Source organism: Nonomuraea sp. MTCD27 (assembly GCF_041950495.1).
GTDB lineage: Bacteria > Actinomycetota > Actinomycetes > Streptosporangiales > Streptosporangiaceae > Nonomuraea.
In genome coordinates, this window is the sequence record NZ_JBGNUW010000010.1 from 201960 (window position 1) to 215899 (window position 13940).

The 13940-nt window shown below is 71.2% G+C and carries 12 protein-coding genes; 6 read left to right on the forward strand and 6 right to left on the reverse strand.

What is annotated here, in order from left to right; translation table 11 throughout:
* Entirely contained in the window at positions 1-1386 is a 1386-nt protein-coding gene (locus tag ACBJ59_RS28755; RefSeq protein WP_375113342.1) for a class II fumarate hydratase, read from the reverse strand.
* A 470-nt stretch (positions 1387-1856) separates the two neighbouring features.
* Between ACBJ59_RS28755 and ACBJ59_RS28760 the strand changes: the two genes are divergently transcribed.
* Positions 1857-2114, forward strand: coding sequence for a hypothetical protein (locus ACBJ59_RS28760; RefSeq protein ID WP_364118960.1), 258 nt, complete (start codon positions 1857-1859; stop codon positions 2112-2114).
* Positions 2115-2197: 83 nt separating this feature from the next.
* On the opposite strand, the gene ACBJ59_RS28765 is transcribed toward ACBJ59_RS28760, so the two are convergent.
* From ACBJ59_RS28765 to ACBJ59_RS28775, 3 genes are all read right to left on the reverse strand, one after another.
* Positions 2198-4156, reverse strand: a complete 1959-nt coding sequence (locus tag ACBJ59_RS28765) for a protein kinase (RefSeq protein WP_375113343.1) — start codon at positions 4154-4156, stop codon at positions 2198-2200.
* 35 nt (positions 4157-4191) lie between these two features.
* Entirely contained in the window at positions 4192-5301 is a 1110-nt protein-coding gene (locus ACBJ59_RS28770; protein WP_364118954.1) for a serine/threonine-protein kinase, read from the reverse strand.
* A 70-nt stretch (positions 5302-5371) separates the two neighbouring features.
* The gene (locus ACBJ59_RS28775) at positions 5372-5980 is read right to left on the reverse strand and encodes a superoxide dismutase (protein WP_375113344.1); all 609 of its coding nucleotides are present in this window, start codon (positions 5978-5980) and stop codon (positions 5372-5374) included.
* A gap of 615 nt (positions 5981-6595) precedes the next feature.
* Here ACBJ59_RS28775 and ACBJ59_RS28780 point away from each other — a divergent pair.
* Together ACBJ59_RS28780 and ACBJ59_RS28785 are read left to right on the forward strand one after the other, a co-directional pair.
* The gene (locus ACBJ59_RS28780; protein WP_375113345.1) at positions 6596-6784 is read left to right on the forward strand and encodes a DUF5999 family protein; all 189 of its coding nucleotides are present in this window, start codon (positions 6596-6598) and stop codon (positions 6782-6784) included.
* Positions 6781-7287, forward strand: coding sequence for a GNAT family N-acetyltransferase (locus ACBJ59_RS28785; protein ID WP_375113346.1), 507 nt, complete (start codon positions 6781-6783; stop codon positions 7285-7287). Before ACBJ59_RS28780 ends, ACBJ59_RS28785 begins: the two co-directional genes overlap by 4 nt.
* A gap of 669 nt (positions 7288-7956) precedes the next feature.
* Here the strand turns inward: ACBJ59_RS28785 and ACBJ59_RS28790 are convergent.
* A complete protein-coding gene (locus tag ACBJ59_RS28790; protein WP_364118945.1) occupies positions 7957-9609 on the reverse strand; it encodes a fumarate hydratase in 1653 nt (550 codons plus the stop codon).
* A 62-nt stretch (positions 9610-9671) separates the two neighbouring features.
* Positions 9672-10547, reverse strand: a complete 876-nt coding sequence (locus ACBJ59_RS28795) for a DMT family transporter (RefSeq protein ID WP_375113347.1) — start codon at positions 10545-10547, stop codon at positions 9672-9674.
* 68 nt (positions 10548-10615) lie between these two features.
* Between ACBJ59_RS28795 and ACBJ59_RS28800 the strand changes: the two genes are divergently transcribed.
* Genes ACBJ59_RS28800 through ACBJ59_RS28810 form a run of 3 tightly spaced genes read left to right on the forward strand, consistent with a single transcriptional unit; the run spans position 10616 to position 13914 of the window.
* Positions 10616-12028, forward strand: coding sequence for a PLP-dependent aminotransferase family protein (locus ACBJ59_RS28800; RefSeq protein ID WP_375113348.1), 1413 nt, complete (start codon positions 10616-10618; stop codon positions 12026-12028).
* Between the two features lie 50 nt (positions 12029-12078).
* Positions 12079-13017, forward strand: a complete 939-nt coding sequence (locus tag ACBJ59_RS28805; protein WP_375113349.1) for a Gfo/Idh/MocA family oxidoreductase — start codon at positions 12079-12081, stop codon at positions 13015-13017.
* 33 nt (positions 13018-13050) lie between these two features.
* Positions 13051-13914, forward strand: a complete 864-nt coding sequence (locus ACBJ59_RS28810; protein WP_375113350.1) for a deoxyribose-phosphate aldolase — start codon at positions 13051-13053, stop codon at positions 13912-13914.
* Positions 13915-13940: the final 26 nt, after the last annotated feature.

Sequence of the window (13940 nt, forward strand, 5' to 3'; positions counted from 1 at the left end):
CTACGGCCTGGTCATCGAGAGTACGTCGAGCGCGGCGTCGAGCTGCTCCTCCGTCAGGGTGCCCGCGGCCACGTGGCCGCGCTCGATGACGACCTCGCGGATGGTCTTGCGCTCCGCCAGGGCCTGCTTGGCGATCTTCGCGGCCTCCTCGTAGCCCACGTACCGGTTCAGCGGGGTGACGATCGACGGGGACGACTCGGCGTACTCGCGCAGGCGCTCGACGTTCGCCGTGATGCCGGAGACGCAGCGGTCGGCGAGCAGGCGCGAGACGTTCGCCAGCAGCCTGATCGACTCCAGGATGTTGCGCGCGATCACCGGCAGCTGCACGTTCAGCTCGAAGGAGCCGGACGCCCCCGCGAACGTGATCGCCGCGTCGTTGCCGATCACCTGGGCCGCGACCATGGCCGTGGCCTCGGGGATCACCGGGTTGACCTTGCCGGGCATGATGGACGAGCCCGGCTGCAGGTCGGGCAGGTTGATCTCGCCGAGCCCCGCCCGCGGCCCCGAGCCCATCCAGCGCAGGTCATTGACGATCTTGGTCAGCGACACCGCCACCACCTTGAGCTGCCCGGACAGCTCGACGATGGAGTCCTGCGCGCTCTGGGCCTCGAAGTGGTCCCTCGCCTCCAGGAACGGGATGCCGGTCGCCTCGCGCAGCTTGCCGATCGCCTCCTGGGCGAACCCCTGCGGCGTGTTAATGCCCGTGCCCACGGCGGTGCCGCCCAGGGGCAGCTCCAGGACGTGCTCCAGCGCCGCCGTGACGCGTACGACGCCGTGCTCGATCTGCGTGGCGTACCCGCCGAACTCCTGGCCCAGGGTCACGGGCGTGGCGTCCATCAGGTGGGTGCGCCCCGACTTCACCACGCCGTCGAACTCGATCGCCTTCTCCCGCAGCGCCTCCGCCAGGTGCCTCAACGAGGGCAGCAGGTGGTAGGTCACCTCGGTCGCCGCCGCCACGTGGATCGAGGTCGGGAAGACGTCGTTGGACGACTGGGAGGCGTTCACGTGGTCGTTGGGATGCACGGGCCGGCCCAGCCGTTCCTCGGCCAGCGTCGCGATCACCTCGTTGGCGTTCATGTTGGACGAGGTGCCGGAGCCGGTCTGGAAGACGTCGATCGGGAAGTGGGCGTCGTGCTCGTTCTCCGCCACGTCGGCGGCGGCCTGCGCGATGGCCTCCGCCATGTCCTTGTCGATCACGCCCAGCTCGCCGTTGACCTCTGCGGCCACCGCCTTGATCAGGCCGAGGGCGGCGATGTGGGACGGCTCCAGAGGCCGGCCCGATACCGGGAAGTTCTCCACTGCCCGCTGGGTCTGCGCGCGCCACTTGGCGCCCGAGGGCACGCGTACCTCGCCCATCGAGTCATGTTCGATCCTGAACTCGCTCATGACTTCCAGTCTGACCCACCATCTCGCGCCGGGCTCGAAACCGGCGCCGCCGGGGGTCCCAGGTCAGCGGATCGCCAGCTCAGCGGCGCCTTGGTCTACCTCCGCATCACCTCGCCGGGACCGGCTCGTACGCCGGGCGCGCGCCAACGGGTGCGGGGCCGCGGGTCGAGGGGCTTTGCCGGACCGGGCGCCTGTGCGATACATCTCGCCCGGCGCCTCCGGCCGGGCCGCCGTCCCTTAAGCCGCCCTTTAGCGCACGGCATGACGGATATTACGGTCGTAGCGCAGCGTAGTTAACCGATTTCCGGGCATTCTGGCCGCGTATGCCTCGGCAATCATGGCCAGCCGCGACTTTTGCCTCCATCAGATCACCTTCGCCACCGCTGGTTCCTAGCGTGGGTCTTAACCCAACGTCCGTACTGGCATTTTTCGGACGCCAATCCTGGGAAACCAGCAAGAGGCGATCTTCTATGATCAAGGTCAACAACGTTCTCGCCGCCGGTGCGCTGGCGGCCTCAGCGCTGGTCGCGCCCGTCGCGGTCGCCGCACAGTCCGCCGCCGCCGACACGTCGGCCCAGAAGACCACCACGCAGACAGTCGCCTATCCGCTGCACCCCTGCAAATTCCACAAGAAGCCCGCCAAGTGCCGCGCCCGTGGCCACGGAGGCGGCGGCAACGGGAGCGGCAACATCAACATCAGCAACACGAACACCAACATCAACAACTAGCGCGACGATCAGGCCGGGCAGGGTCGCACCGGACACCCGGCGCGGCCCTGCTCCCTGCCTGTCGCCGGTCCGGGGCGGACCGATCAGCTGGAGAAGAGGGCCACGATGAGGACGGCGATCACCACGGCGGCCGCCGCGGCCACCGCCATCAGCACCAGCATGCCGTTGCGGTTGCCCGCGGGCTTCTGCTCCGGCTGCCCGGCGATGGCGAACAGGTCCGTGCCCAGTCCCTGGCTCTCGTGCGGCACCTGCTGCGGGCCCTGAGGCCCCTGCGGCATCGGCTGGTGCCGGGGCGGCTGCTGGCCGCCCGTGGGCGGCGCGGGCAGCGGGTAGACCTGCTGGCCCGGCGGTCCGTTCTTGGGCGACGGGATGCGGGTCGTGGCGACGGAGCCCTCGTCACCCGGATGCTGCGGCGGCCGGCCGCCGCCCTGCTCCGGCCCCGACGGGAACGGGCCCTTGGGCCGGGAGATGCTGACCGTACGCTCCGGGTCGTAGTCGCCTTCCGGAGCCGGCGGGTTGGCGTGCGGGCCGCCGCCCTGGCCGGCGCCGCCGGGACCGCCCGCCGCCTGCGCCTGGAAGGGCTGCTGTCCCTGCGGGGGACGGCCCGGGGTGGACTGTGGCACGGTGGGCGCGTTCGACCCGCGGGACGGTCCCTGAGGCCCCGAGGGAGGTGTCTGACCCTGGCCTCCGGCCGGTCGCTGCCCGGGCGCGCCGGGCTGCTGCCCGCCGCCGGGGCTGTTGGGGCCGCTCGGCCCCTGCGCGCCGTACCTCTGGGCGCCGGACCCCTGCGCTCCGGGCCCCTGCGCTCCTGGGCCCTGCGTTCCGGGACCCTGCGTTCCGGAGCCTGCTGGGCCGCCGCGTCCGCCGGGCCCTTGCGGCCCCGGCGCTCCGGGATGCGGCGCGCCGGACGCCGCGGCGCCCATGCCAGCGGCGCCCATGCCCGCGGCGTGCGGGGTCGCGGCCTGCGGGCCTGTGTTCTGGGGGCGGCCTCGGCCGGCGGGACCTTGAGCGGGCCCGCCCTGGCCCTGGGTGGCTGCCCTCTGACCGCCGGCGGGGCCTTGAGCGCCTGCGCCCTGTCCGGTGGGAATCTGGGGGCCGGTCGCGCGGCCGGCGGGTCCCTGGTCTCCAGGGGTGGTGGGTTGCGGAGCGGCGAACGGGTCGGGCAAAGCGGCCTCCTGAGCCTTAAGAGCCTCGGCCGTGAGCACCGGCATCTCGCTCGTCGGGGTGTCGGCGACCATGCGTAGCAGGGTCTCCGCCTTGGCAGCGCCGAGCCGCTGCCGGTAGTCCTTGTTCAGCAGCCCGTTCAGCACGGGTCGAAGCTGCCCCGCCTGCGTGGGCGGGTCGGCGCTCTCGGTGAGCAGCGCCGCCAGCGTCTCCGCGATCGTGGACCGCTCGTAGGCGGGACGTCCCTCGACGGCGAAGTACAGAGTCGCCCCGAGCGACCAGACGTCCGACTCGGGGCCGGTGTAGTCGCCCCTGGCACGTTCCGGGGCCGTGTAGCCGGGGGAGCCGATCACCATGCCCGTCTTCGTCAGCCGCGAGTCGCCCTCGGCCTTGGCGATGCCGAAGTCCGTCAGCACCACGCGCCCGTTCTCGGTGATGAGCACGTTGCCGGGCTTGACGTCGCGGTGGGTGATGCCCTGGGCGTGCGCGGCGCGCAGCGCTCCGAGCAGATCCACGCCGATCTCCGCCACGAGCCGCGGCGGCAGCGGCCCCTCCTCCTCGATCACCTGCTCCAGCGAGCGGGCTTCGATGAGCTCCATGATGATCCACGGGCTGTTGTCCTGGATCAGCACGTCATGGATGGAGGCCACGGACGGGTGGTTGATGCGCGAGGCGATGCGGCCCTCACGAACCATGCGTTCGCGCAGCTCGGCCCGCTGTTCCTCGGTGAGACCCGGGTCCTGGCGGATTTCCTTGACCGCCACCTCGCGCCCGAGCGCGCGGTCGCGGGCGCGCCACACGGTCCCCATCGTGCCCCGGCCGAGCGGGGTGATGAGCTCGTAGCGCTCCGCGAGCAGGCGTGTCTGCTGTTCCGGCATGAGAAGAAGATATCGATTCTCGCTTGGGAAGTGCTTTACCCTCGCTTGCGAAGTTCTCTTGGCCAGAACCGCCGAGGAAGGCACAACTTTATCACCGTAGCTTTGAAACGGGCATAAGCGGACGGAGCTGGCCGTGGTTCAACCCGCTTCCTGTGCACTCCCTCACCAGGTTTACGTTCCTGCCGCGGTGAGGGCACGTTGAGGGTGGCCGCCGGAGGATCCGCCCTGTGCAGCCCGCGATGCGCGGGCCTGCGTACGAAAGGGGGCTGGGAGGTCGGCGACGTGGGACGCGCGGGCCTGCTCGGGGTGAGGGGCTCCTCGGCCGAGCCGCCCGCGGCCACCCGGGCCAGCATGAGCGAGGCGCGTACGGAGTCGAGCCTGGTCGCCGGGTCGATCCTGAGCAGCGCGTCAAGCACGGGAGCCAGCGGCCCCGCCTTGGTCATCGGGATCGGCTCGCCACTGGTCAGTGCCGCGAGCGCGGCGGCGGCCGTACGCCTGCCGTGCAGACCCCGGCCCTCGACGGCGGTGTAGAGGGTCGCGCCGAGCGACCACAGGTCACCCGCCGGGCTGGCCTTCGAGCCGAGCACCCGCTCTGGAGCGATGTATCCCGCGGACCCGAGAACGATGCCCGCCTGGGTGATGGAAACGTCACCTTCGAGCGCGGCCAGTCCGAAGTCGGTGAGCACCGCCCGGTCCTCTGTCACCAGCACGTTGCTCGGCTTCACGTCGCGGTGCAGGATCCCCTTGGCGTGCACGGCGCGCAGCGCGCCCAGGATCTGCCGGCCGATCTCGGCGGCCCTGCGGGGATGGAGCGGTCCTTGCTCCTGGATGAGCTGCTCCAGGGACTTGGCCCGGAGCAGCTCCATCACGATCCACGGCCGGTCGTCCTCGGTGACCACGTCGAACACGGTGATGACCGAGGGATGCGCGACCATCGCGGTCGCCCGGCCCTCACGCTCGGTGCGCGCGCACAGCTCGGCACGCAACTCCTCGTCGAGCACGGTGGGCAGCCGAACTTCCTTGACCGCCACGTCCCGGTCGAGCAGCTCGTCATGTGCCCGCCAAACGGTGCCCATGCCGCCGCGACCAACCGGCTCCATGAGCCGATAGCGCGCGGCGAGTAGGTAACCGGAGGGCGCACGCATGCCAGGCAGCTTACCTATTTGTGTAAACCGACCAGTAGAGGCGGGGCCGATAATTTGTTGCGAACTTAAGTCAACCCGCCTGACTCGTCACGTCAGCAAACCTCCGGGCCACATCATCCCAGTTGATGAGGCCCCACAGTTTCTCGACGTAGTCCGGGCGGACGTTGCGATACTGAAGGTAGTACGCATGCTCCCATGCGTCGAACACGAGCAGCGGCGTGGTGTTCATCCCCACGTTGCCGTGGTGGTCGTAGACCTGCTCGACGACGAGCCTGCGGCTCAGCGGCTCCCAGGCCAGCACGCCCCATCCGGAGCCCTGCACGGACGCGGTGGCGGTGGTGAGCTGTCGCCGGAACGCGTCGAACGTGCCGAAGTGCTGGTCGATCGCGTCCCTGAGAGGCCCGTCGGGGCGGTCGCCGCCGTCCGGCGACAGGTTCTCCCAGAAGATCGAGTGCAGCACGTGCCCGGACAGGTTGAAGGCGAACGTCTTCTCCAGGCCCACCAGGTTCGAGAACTCGCCCTTGTCGCGGGCCTCGGCGAGGCGTTCGAGCGTGTCGTTGGCGCCTTTGACGTAGGCGGCGTGGTGCCCGGCGTGGTGCAGCTCCAGGATCTCGCCGGTGATGGCGGGTTCGAGCGCCGCGTAGTCGTACGGCATGTCGGGAAGCGTGTAGTCCCCCATGCGGCCGTCTCCTCCTTCGTCGATCTCGCTGATCTCGGAAGGGACACTATTGCAAGTAATTCGCAACTGCATCGGACTTGCGACCTAGGTCTTCTCTTGGCAATCTGTCGAGGGTCAGATTGGTCCCGCCGCGCGGGCGGCTTACCCCCGCCCGCGCAGGCGTTCCCGCCCGGCTTTCCTCGGAGCGTTTGCGCAGCTCACCGGGCCTCTGTGTCGATCGGCACAACGACTTGCCGGATTTTTGTGCATGATGCCAGGTAGGGGACTTTCAGGCGTACGGCAGGCTGACTGACAGGAACCCACGGGGCGGCGTCAGCGAGTTGTAAGGGTGCCGTAAGGGGGCGGGGGCATGGTTAAGGCAAGGAAGAAGGCGAGCTCCTGCCGGACAGCCGGAAGCAGACCGGAAACTGTCGGTCCCGAACGTCAGACTGAAAGCATCCGCCGAGGTCCACTACCGAAGACAGACCGCTAAGGACGTGATGAAGATGCGCCAGATCCAGGTTCGTCGCCGGCCGAGGAAGCCGACCAGAGCCGCACTGGACCTTCGCACGCCGTCAGGGCGCCAGTTGCCCTTTTGAGACCCAGCAATCCGGAGCGCAATCTGAGAGGTGCGCGATGTGCAGTCACTACCCCGTCTGCCCAAGTGCCGACTCCCTCGACCGTGAGAGGTCGCACGTGATCTCGGCCCACCCCGACCAGGGCTGGAGCCTCCTTTGCAACGGCGTCGTGCTGTTCGATGACACCGGTCTGCTGCTGCCCGACGGCAGCGTGGTGGCACCGCACCGGGCCCCGGTGGCCGCGTGAGCCTCTCCTGGGTCACCAGGCCGGAGGAGGAGCGAGACGTGCCGGCGATCCGCGGGATCAACCTCGCGGCGTTCGCGACCTCGCTCGAGGCCGACCTGGTCGACGCACTTCGCAAGGACCCCGCCTGGTTGCCCGGCCTGTCCATCGTGGCCGAGCACGACGGGGTCGTGGCCGGGCACGCGCTCTTCACCCGCTGCCACGTCGACGGGGCTCCCGCCCTGGCCCTCGCCCCCTGCGCCGTGCTGCCCGCCCGCCAGCGGCAGGGCGCCGGCTCCGCGGCGATCATCGCCGGTCTCGACGCCGCCCGCGACCGTGGCGAGTCCCTGGTGCTCGTTGCCGGGCACCCGGCCTACTACCCTCGGTTCGGCTTCGTCCGGGCCTCCTCCTACTCGATCCGGGCACCCTTCGACGTGCCTGATGAGGCGATGATGGCGCTGGCGCTCGCCGGGGCGCGGCCGGTGCCGAGTGGCACGATCGCCTACCCGGCCCCCTTCGCCCTCTGACCCGTCCGGCTCCCCGCCGCCCCCTGGCCGCCGATCCTCTCGCCGGGCCGACCCGCCTGGCCCCGCTCGCTTGGCCCGCTCGCCCTGGCCCCGCCGACTTCCCGGCCTCGCCGCCGGCGCGCCCGCCTCCCGCCTGGCTCCGCCGGCCCTCTGCCCGGCGATCCCCTGGCCGAGCCGACCCGCCTAGCTTCGCCGACTTCCCGGCCTCGCCGCCGGCGCCCGCCTCCCGCCTGGCTCCGCCGGCCCTCTGCCCGGCCGATCCTCTGGCCGAGCCGAGCCGCCTGGCCCCGCTCGCCCTGGCCCCGCCGTCGGCGCGCTCGCCTTCCGCAGACGGCCGGACGCCCAAAGGCGGGCGAGCCCTGAGGGCGCAGAAGGCGAAGGCGGGCGCGCCGGCGGCGGGGGCAGGCGGGTCGGCGGGGCCAGGCCGTTCACGGGCCCGGCCCGCGTTCGCGCTCAGTAGCCTCCGCTCGCCTGCGAGGCGTTTTCGTGTCGCCCGACCCGGCCGCCCGCGTGCGGACGCACGGAGGCGTGGCCGGGCCGGCGGGCAGAAGCAGCCGGGCAGGCGCGCGCCAGCCGGGCCGTGCCACGAGCGGTGTCAGTCCGGGGCCGTCGGCGGGGAGGGGCGCAGGGTGTCGGGGTGTGCGCAAGGCTCTCCTGGAGAGCTAGGGGTCAGCGGCGGCCGATGGACAGGACCGGGCCGGTCCTGTCGGTGAAGAAGTCGTCACCCTTGTCGTCCACGACGATGAACGCCGGAAAGTCCACGACCTCGATCTTCCACACCGCTTCCATCCCCAGCTCGGGGTATTCGAGCACCTCCACCTTCTTGATGCAGTCCTGCGCCAGCCGGGCCGCGGGGCCGCCGATGGAGCCCAGGTAGAAGCCGCCGTGCTGCTGACAGGCCTCCGTGACCTGCTTGGAGCGGTTGCCCTTGGCCAGCATCACCATCGAGCCGCCCGCCGCCTGGAAGCGCCCGACGTACGAGTCCATGCGCCCGGCCGTCGTCGGGCCGAAGGAGCCGGAGGCGTAGCCCTCGGGGGTCTTGGCCGGTCCGGCGTAGTAGACGGCGTGGTCCTTGAGGTATTGCGGCATCTCGCCGCCGTTGTCGAGGAGCTCGGCGATCTTGGCGTGGGCGATGTCGCGGGCGACGACGAGGGGGCCGGTGAGGGAGAGGCGGGTCTTGACGGGATATTTCGTCAGCTGGGCGAGGATCTCGGGCATGGGCCGGTTGAGGTCGACCTGGATGACGTCGTCCGAGAGGTGTTCGTCGGTCGTCTCGGGCAGGAAGCGGGCCGGGTCGGTCTCCAGCTTCTCCAGGAACACGCCCTCGGGGGTGATCTTGGCCAGTGCCTGGCGGTCGGCCGAGCAGGACACGGCGATGGCCACCGGGCAGGAGGCGCCGTGCCGGGGGAGGCGGATGACGCGTACGTCGTGGCAGAAGTATTTGCCGCCGAACTGCGCCCCGATGCCCAGCTTCTGCGTCAGCTCGAAGACCTTGGCCTCCATCTCCAGGTCCCTGAAGCCGTGCCCGGACGCCGACCCCTCGGTGGGGATGGAGTCGAGGTAGCGGGCGCTGGCGTATTTGGCGGTCTTGAGCGCGTATTCGGCGGAGGTGCCGCCCACGACGATGGCCAGGTGGTACGGCGGGCAGGCCGCGGTGCCCAGCGAGCGGATCTTCTCCTCCAGGAAGGCCAGCATGCGCTTCTCGTTGAGCACGGCCTTGGTCTCCTGGTACAGGAACGACTTGTTGGCCGAGCCGCCGCCCTTGGCCATGAACAGCAGTTTGTACTCGTCGGGGTGCCCGTGGGGGTCCTCGGCGTACAGCTCGACCTGGGCCGGCAGGTTGCTGCCGGTGTTCTTCTCCTCCCACATGGTGAGCGGGGCCATCTGGGAGTAGCGGAGGTTGAGCTTGGTGTAGGCGTCGTACACGCCGCGCGAGATGTGCTCGGCGTCGAGCCCGTCGGTCAGCACGTGGCGGCCGCGCTTGCCCATGACGATGGCGGTGCCGGTGTCCTGGCACATCGGCAGCACGCCGCCGGCCGAGATGGAGGCGTTCTTCAGCAGGTCGAGGGCGACGAAGCGGTCGTTGCCGCTGGACTCGGGGTCGTCGACGATCTTCCGGAGCTGGGCGAGGTGCGAGGCGCGCAGGTAGTGGGAGATGTCATGGACGGCCGTCTCGGTCAGCAGCCGCAGCGCCTCCGGCTCGACCTCGAGAAACGTACGCCCAGCCGCTTCGACCTTCCGCACCCCCTCCGATGTGATCAGCCGGTATTCCGTCTCGTCGGCTCCAAGCGGAAGCAGGTCGGTGTAGTCGAACTCGCCCATGTCCATCCTTTCGGTCCTCCAAGAGATTACGCGCCTCGGGAGTGACCGGTGGACCGACCCCGTCAGGCCTCCGACGGTCTGACGGCCGCCTTCGCGCTCGAGCGTTCGGCGCTGAGGCCGACCAGGATGCCGACGACGACGAGCCCGGCGCCCAGCAGGTCGTACGCGGTCGGCATTGCGACCCCGAGCACCGCCCCCGTGACGATGGCCGCCACCGGGATGAGCCCCGCGAACAGCCCCGCCCGGCCCGGGCCCAGCTTGGGCAGCGAGCTGTACCAGAGGAAGAACGCGATCACCGTGACCACGATCGCCAGGTACGTGAACCCGAGCACCTCCGGGACCGTCGGCGTCCTGAACATGCCCGCCCCCTCGGTGACCAGCCCCACCACGGCCAGCATGGGCACGGCCAGCGCCGTCGAGTACGCCGAGACCCTGATCGGCCCCAGCTTGGGCAGCAGCGGGATGGCCAGCAGGGAGAAGCTCACCTCGCCGACGAGCGCCGCGAGGGCCCACAGCAGGCTCTCGGTCGTGCCGCTACCGAGCCCTGTTGCCAGCGTCGCCCCGGTCACCACCACACCGGCGCCGAGCAGCAGCCGGGGCGCGGGCCGCCCGCCGGCCAGCGCGAGCGCCAGCGGCACGGTGCCCAGCACGGTCCCGACCAGCGCGGGCCCGGAGGCGCGGGTGGACTCGACCACGGCCACGTTGAAGACGACCAGGCCGAGCAGCGTCAGCCCGGCCAGGCAGAGCAGGTCGCGCGGAGCGAGTCGCACGAACCGCAGGCCCAGCGCTCGCGTTATGACAAGCAGGATGACCGAAGCGACGAGATACCGAACAGCCTGTCCGCCGTATATGGGATACGAGTCAACGAGCCCGGCGACGCCGGCCAGCGTCCCGACGAGGAACATGGCCGCGGCGGCCCCCACGATTCCGTTTCTCATGCGAAGGATGCTAGGGAGACAATGGTTCCCGCAAACAGTCCAATGTCCCGCCAGAAGACAGGACCAATATGGCTGACCTCCATATCAAGATAAATCGCGATAAGGGGGGAATCGCCGGGCAGATCGCGTCTGAGCTGCGCGACTCCATCCGGGGCGGGCGGCTCACCCCCGGCACCCGCCTGCCCGCCACCCGCGACCTGGCCACCGACCTCCAGGTCTCCAGGGGCGTCGTGGTGGAGGCGTACGAGCAGCTCGTCGCCGAGGGTTTCCTGGTCTCGCGGGTGGGCGTGGGCACCCAGGTCACCCCCAAGAACGCCGCGCGGGCCAACTCCAGGCCGCGCAACCCGGTGCCGGTCCGGCCCAAGCCGGCCCGCCGGTCGCCGAACACCCCTGTGTGCGCTCCGTACTACGGTCATCGCCCCACCTCCCCGGACCTCAGCCACTTCCCCCGTGAACGCTGGCTGGCGGCCGTCAGGCACGTCCTGACCACCGTACCCTCCGACGCCCTCGATTACGGGGACCCCGGCGGCGTGCCTGAGCTGCGCGAAGAGCTGGCCGGCTACCTCAGGCGGGTCAGGGCCGCCGATGTGCGCCCGGAGAACCTCGTCATCGTCGGCGGCGTGGCGCAGGGGCTGAGCCTGGTCCTGCACGTGCTGACCCAGCAGCGCCCGCTCCGGCTGGCCGTCGAGGACCCGACCAGCCACCGCCAGGTGCCGCTGCTGCGGCGGGCGGGCGCGCACCTCGTGCCGGTGCCGGTGGACGAGCAGGGGCTGGACGTGCGCAAGCTGAGCGGGGACGCCGTCCTGGTGACGCCCGCGCACCAGTTCCCGACCGGGGTGGTGCTCTCGCCGCCGCGCCGGGCCGCGCTGATGGAGTGGGTCTACGCGGGCAACCGCGTGATCCTGGAGGACGACTACGACGCCGAGTTCCGCTTCGACCGCGACCCCGTCGGCTGCCTGCAGGGGCTGGCGCCCGACCGGGTGATCCTCTCGGGCAGCGTGAGCAAGGCGCTGGCGCCCGGCCTGCGACTGGGCTGGGTGGCGGCGCCGCCCGACCTGGCCGAGGCGGTCCGCAGGGCGCGGGGCGAGCTGGATCTGGGCTCCCCGGTCATCGAGCAGTACGCGCTGGCCCATTTCCTGCGCACCGGCGGCTACGACAAGCATCTGCGGCGCATGCGCAGGGAATACCGTCGCCGCCGGGACGCCCTGGTCAAGGCGCTGGCCGAGGAGTTGCCGGAGGTCCGGGTCAAGGGGATCGAGGCGGGGCTGCACGTGTACCTGGAGCTGCCGGGGCGGTGGGACGAGTCGCGTACGGTCCGGGTCGCGCAGGAGCTGGGCGTGTCCGCCGAGCCGGTGGGGCCGATGCGGGACGCGGCGGGGCCGCCGGCCGTGGTGGTGGGGTTCGCGCGGCTGCCCGCGCACAAGGCGGCCGAGGCTGTCCGAGGCTTAAAGGTCCGAATGTCAGGACAAATTGTTGACTGAGGGAGAAATGCTCGCTTAGAAAGAAAGCCGGATCCCGAATTGGAGGCGCCATGCGTGTGGGACTGCTGGGTCTGGGCCGGATCGGAGCCTTCCACGCCGCGACCCTGGCCGCGCATCCCCTGGTGGACGAGCTGATCGTGGCCGATCCCGTACGCACGTCGCCGTACGGGAGGCCCGGGGACGCGTTCGAGGCGGACGCCGTGGTGATCGCCACGCCGACCAGCACCCACGCGGAGCTCATCGTCAAGGCGTGCGAGCGGGGCATCCCGGCCTTCTGCGAGAAACCGGTGGCCGGCACGGTGGCCGACACCGTGAAGGTGCTGGAGTCGAGCGCCGGCAACCGGGTGCAGATCGGGTTCCAGCGCAGGTTCGACCCCGGCTACGTGGCGGCGGCGACGGCGCTGCGCGCGGGGGAGCTGGGCGAGCTGCACCGCGTGCACCTGGTGACGGCCGATCCGGTCCCGCCGCCCGCCGAGTACATCCCGCTGTCCGGCGGCATCTTCCGCGACTGCCACATCCACGACTTCGACATCCTGCGCTGGGTGACCGGCCGCGAGGTGGTGTCGGTCTACGCGAAGGGCGCCAACCGCGGCGCCGCGTTCTTCGCGGCGGCGGGCGACGTGGACACCAGCGCCGCGCTCCTGACGCTGGACGACGGCACGCTGGCCACCCTCCAGGGCTCGCGCTACAACGGCGGCGGGTACGACGTGCGCATGGAACTGGCGGGCACCGAACGCACGCAGGCGGTCGGCCTCAGCTCGCGCGCCCCCCTCCACACGACGGAGGACGCGCCCCGCTCCGACGAGCCCTGGCCGGACTTCGTCACCCGCTTCGAGACCGCCTACCGCGACGAGATCGACGCCTTCCTGACCAGCGACCGGAGCCCGTGCTCGATCGAGGACGCGCTGGAGGCCCTGTACGTGGCCGAGGCCGCCGACCTGTCCCTGCGCGAGCACCGTCCGGTCGAGGTAGCGGAGGTACGGCGATGAGGGTTCGCACATGCCCGGACGGAGCGCCGCAGGGTGGCTGACTATCGCGAGCTGCGCCAGGTCAGGGCAAGGTTTCCCGAGCGCATCGCGGAGGCGGCGGCGGTACGGCGGCGCCGGCCGCTGTTCGGCCCGCGCGGCCAGCTCATGATCATCGCCGCCGACCATCCGGCCCGGGGCGCGCTGGGCGTGGGGGGCCGGCCGCTGGCCATGGGGAGCCGGGTCGAGCTGCTCGACCGGCTGATGGTCGCGCTGCGCCGCCCCGGCGTGGACGGCCTGCTGGCCACCCCCGACGTGGTCGAGGACCTGCTGCTGCTCGGGGCGCTCGACGACCTCATCGTCATCGGGTCGATGAACCGGGGCGGGTTGCAGGGGGCGGTGTTCGAGTTCGACGACCGGTTCACGGCGTACGACGCCGGGGCCATCGCCCGGATGCGGCTGGACGGGGGCAAGATGCTCTGCCGGATCGCGCTCGACGAGCCCGGCACCGCCGCGACGCTGGAGTCCTGCGGCCGGGCGATCACCGAGCTGGCCGGCGACGGGCTGGTGGCGATGGTGGAGCCGTTCTGGTCGAGCCGGGCGGGTCACGATCTGTCGCCCGACGGCGTGATCCGGGCCGTCAACGTCGCCCAGGGGCTGGGGGCCACCTCGGCGCGCACCTGGCTGAAGATCCCGGTGGTGCCCGACATGGAGCGGGTCCTGCACGCCACCACGCTGCCGGTCCTGCTGCTCGGCGGCGATCCCGGCGACACGCCCGACGTGGCCCACGCCGCGTGGCGCAAGGCGCTGCGGCTGCCCGGGGTGTGCGGGCTGGTGGCGGGGCGAGCCCTGCTCTACCCGCCGGACGACGACGTGGCGGCGGCCGTGGACGCGGCGGTCGCCCTGCTGGAGCCCGCCTGATCGGCTGGAACCCGCATGATCGGCTG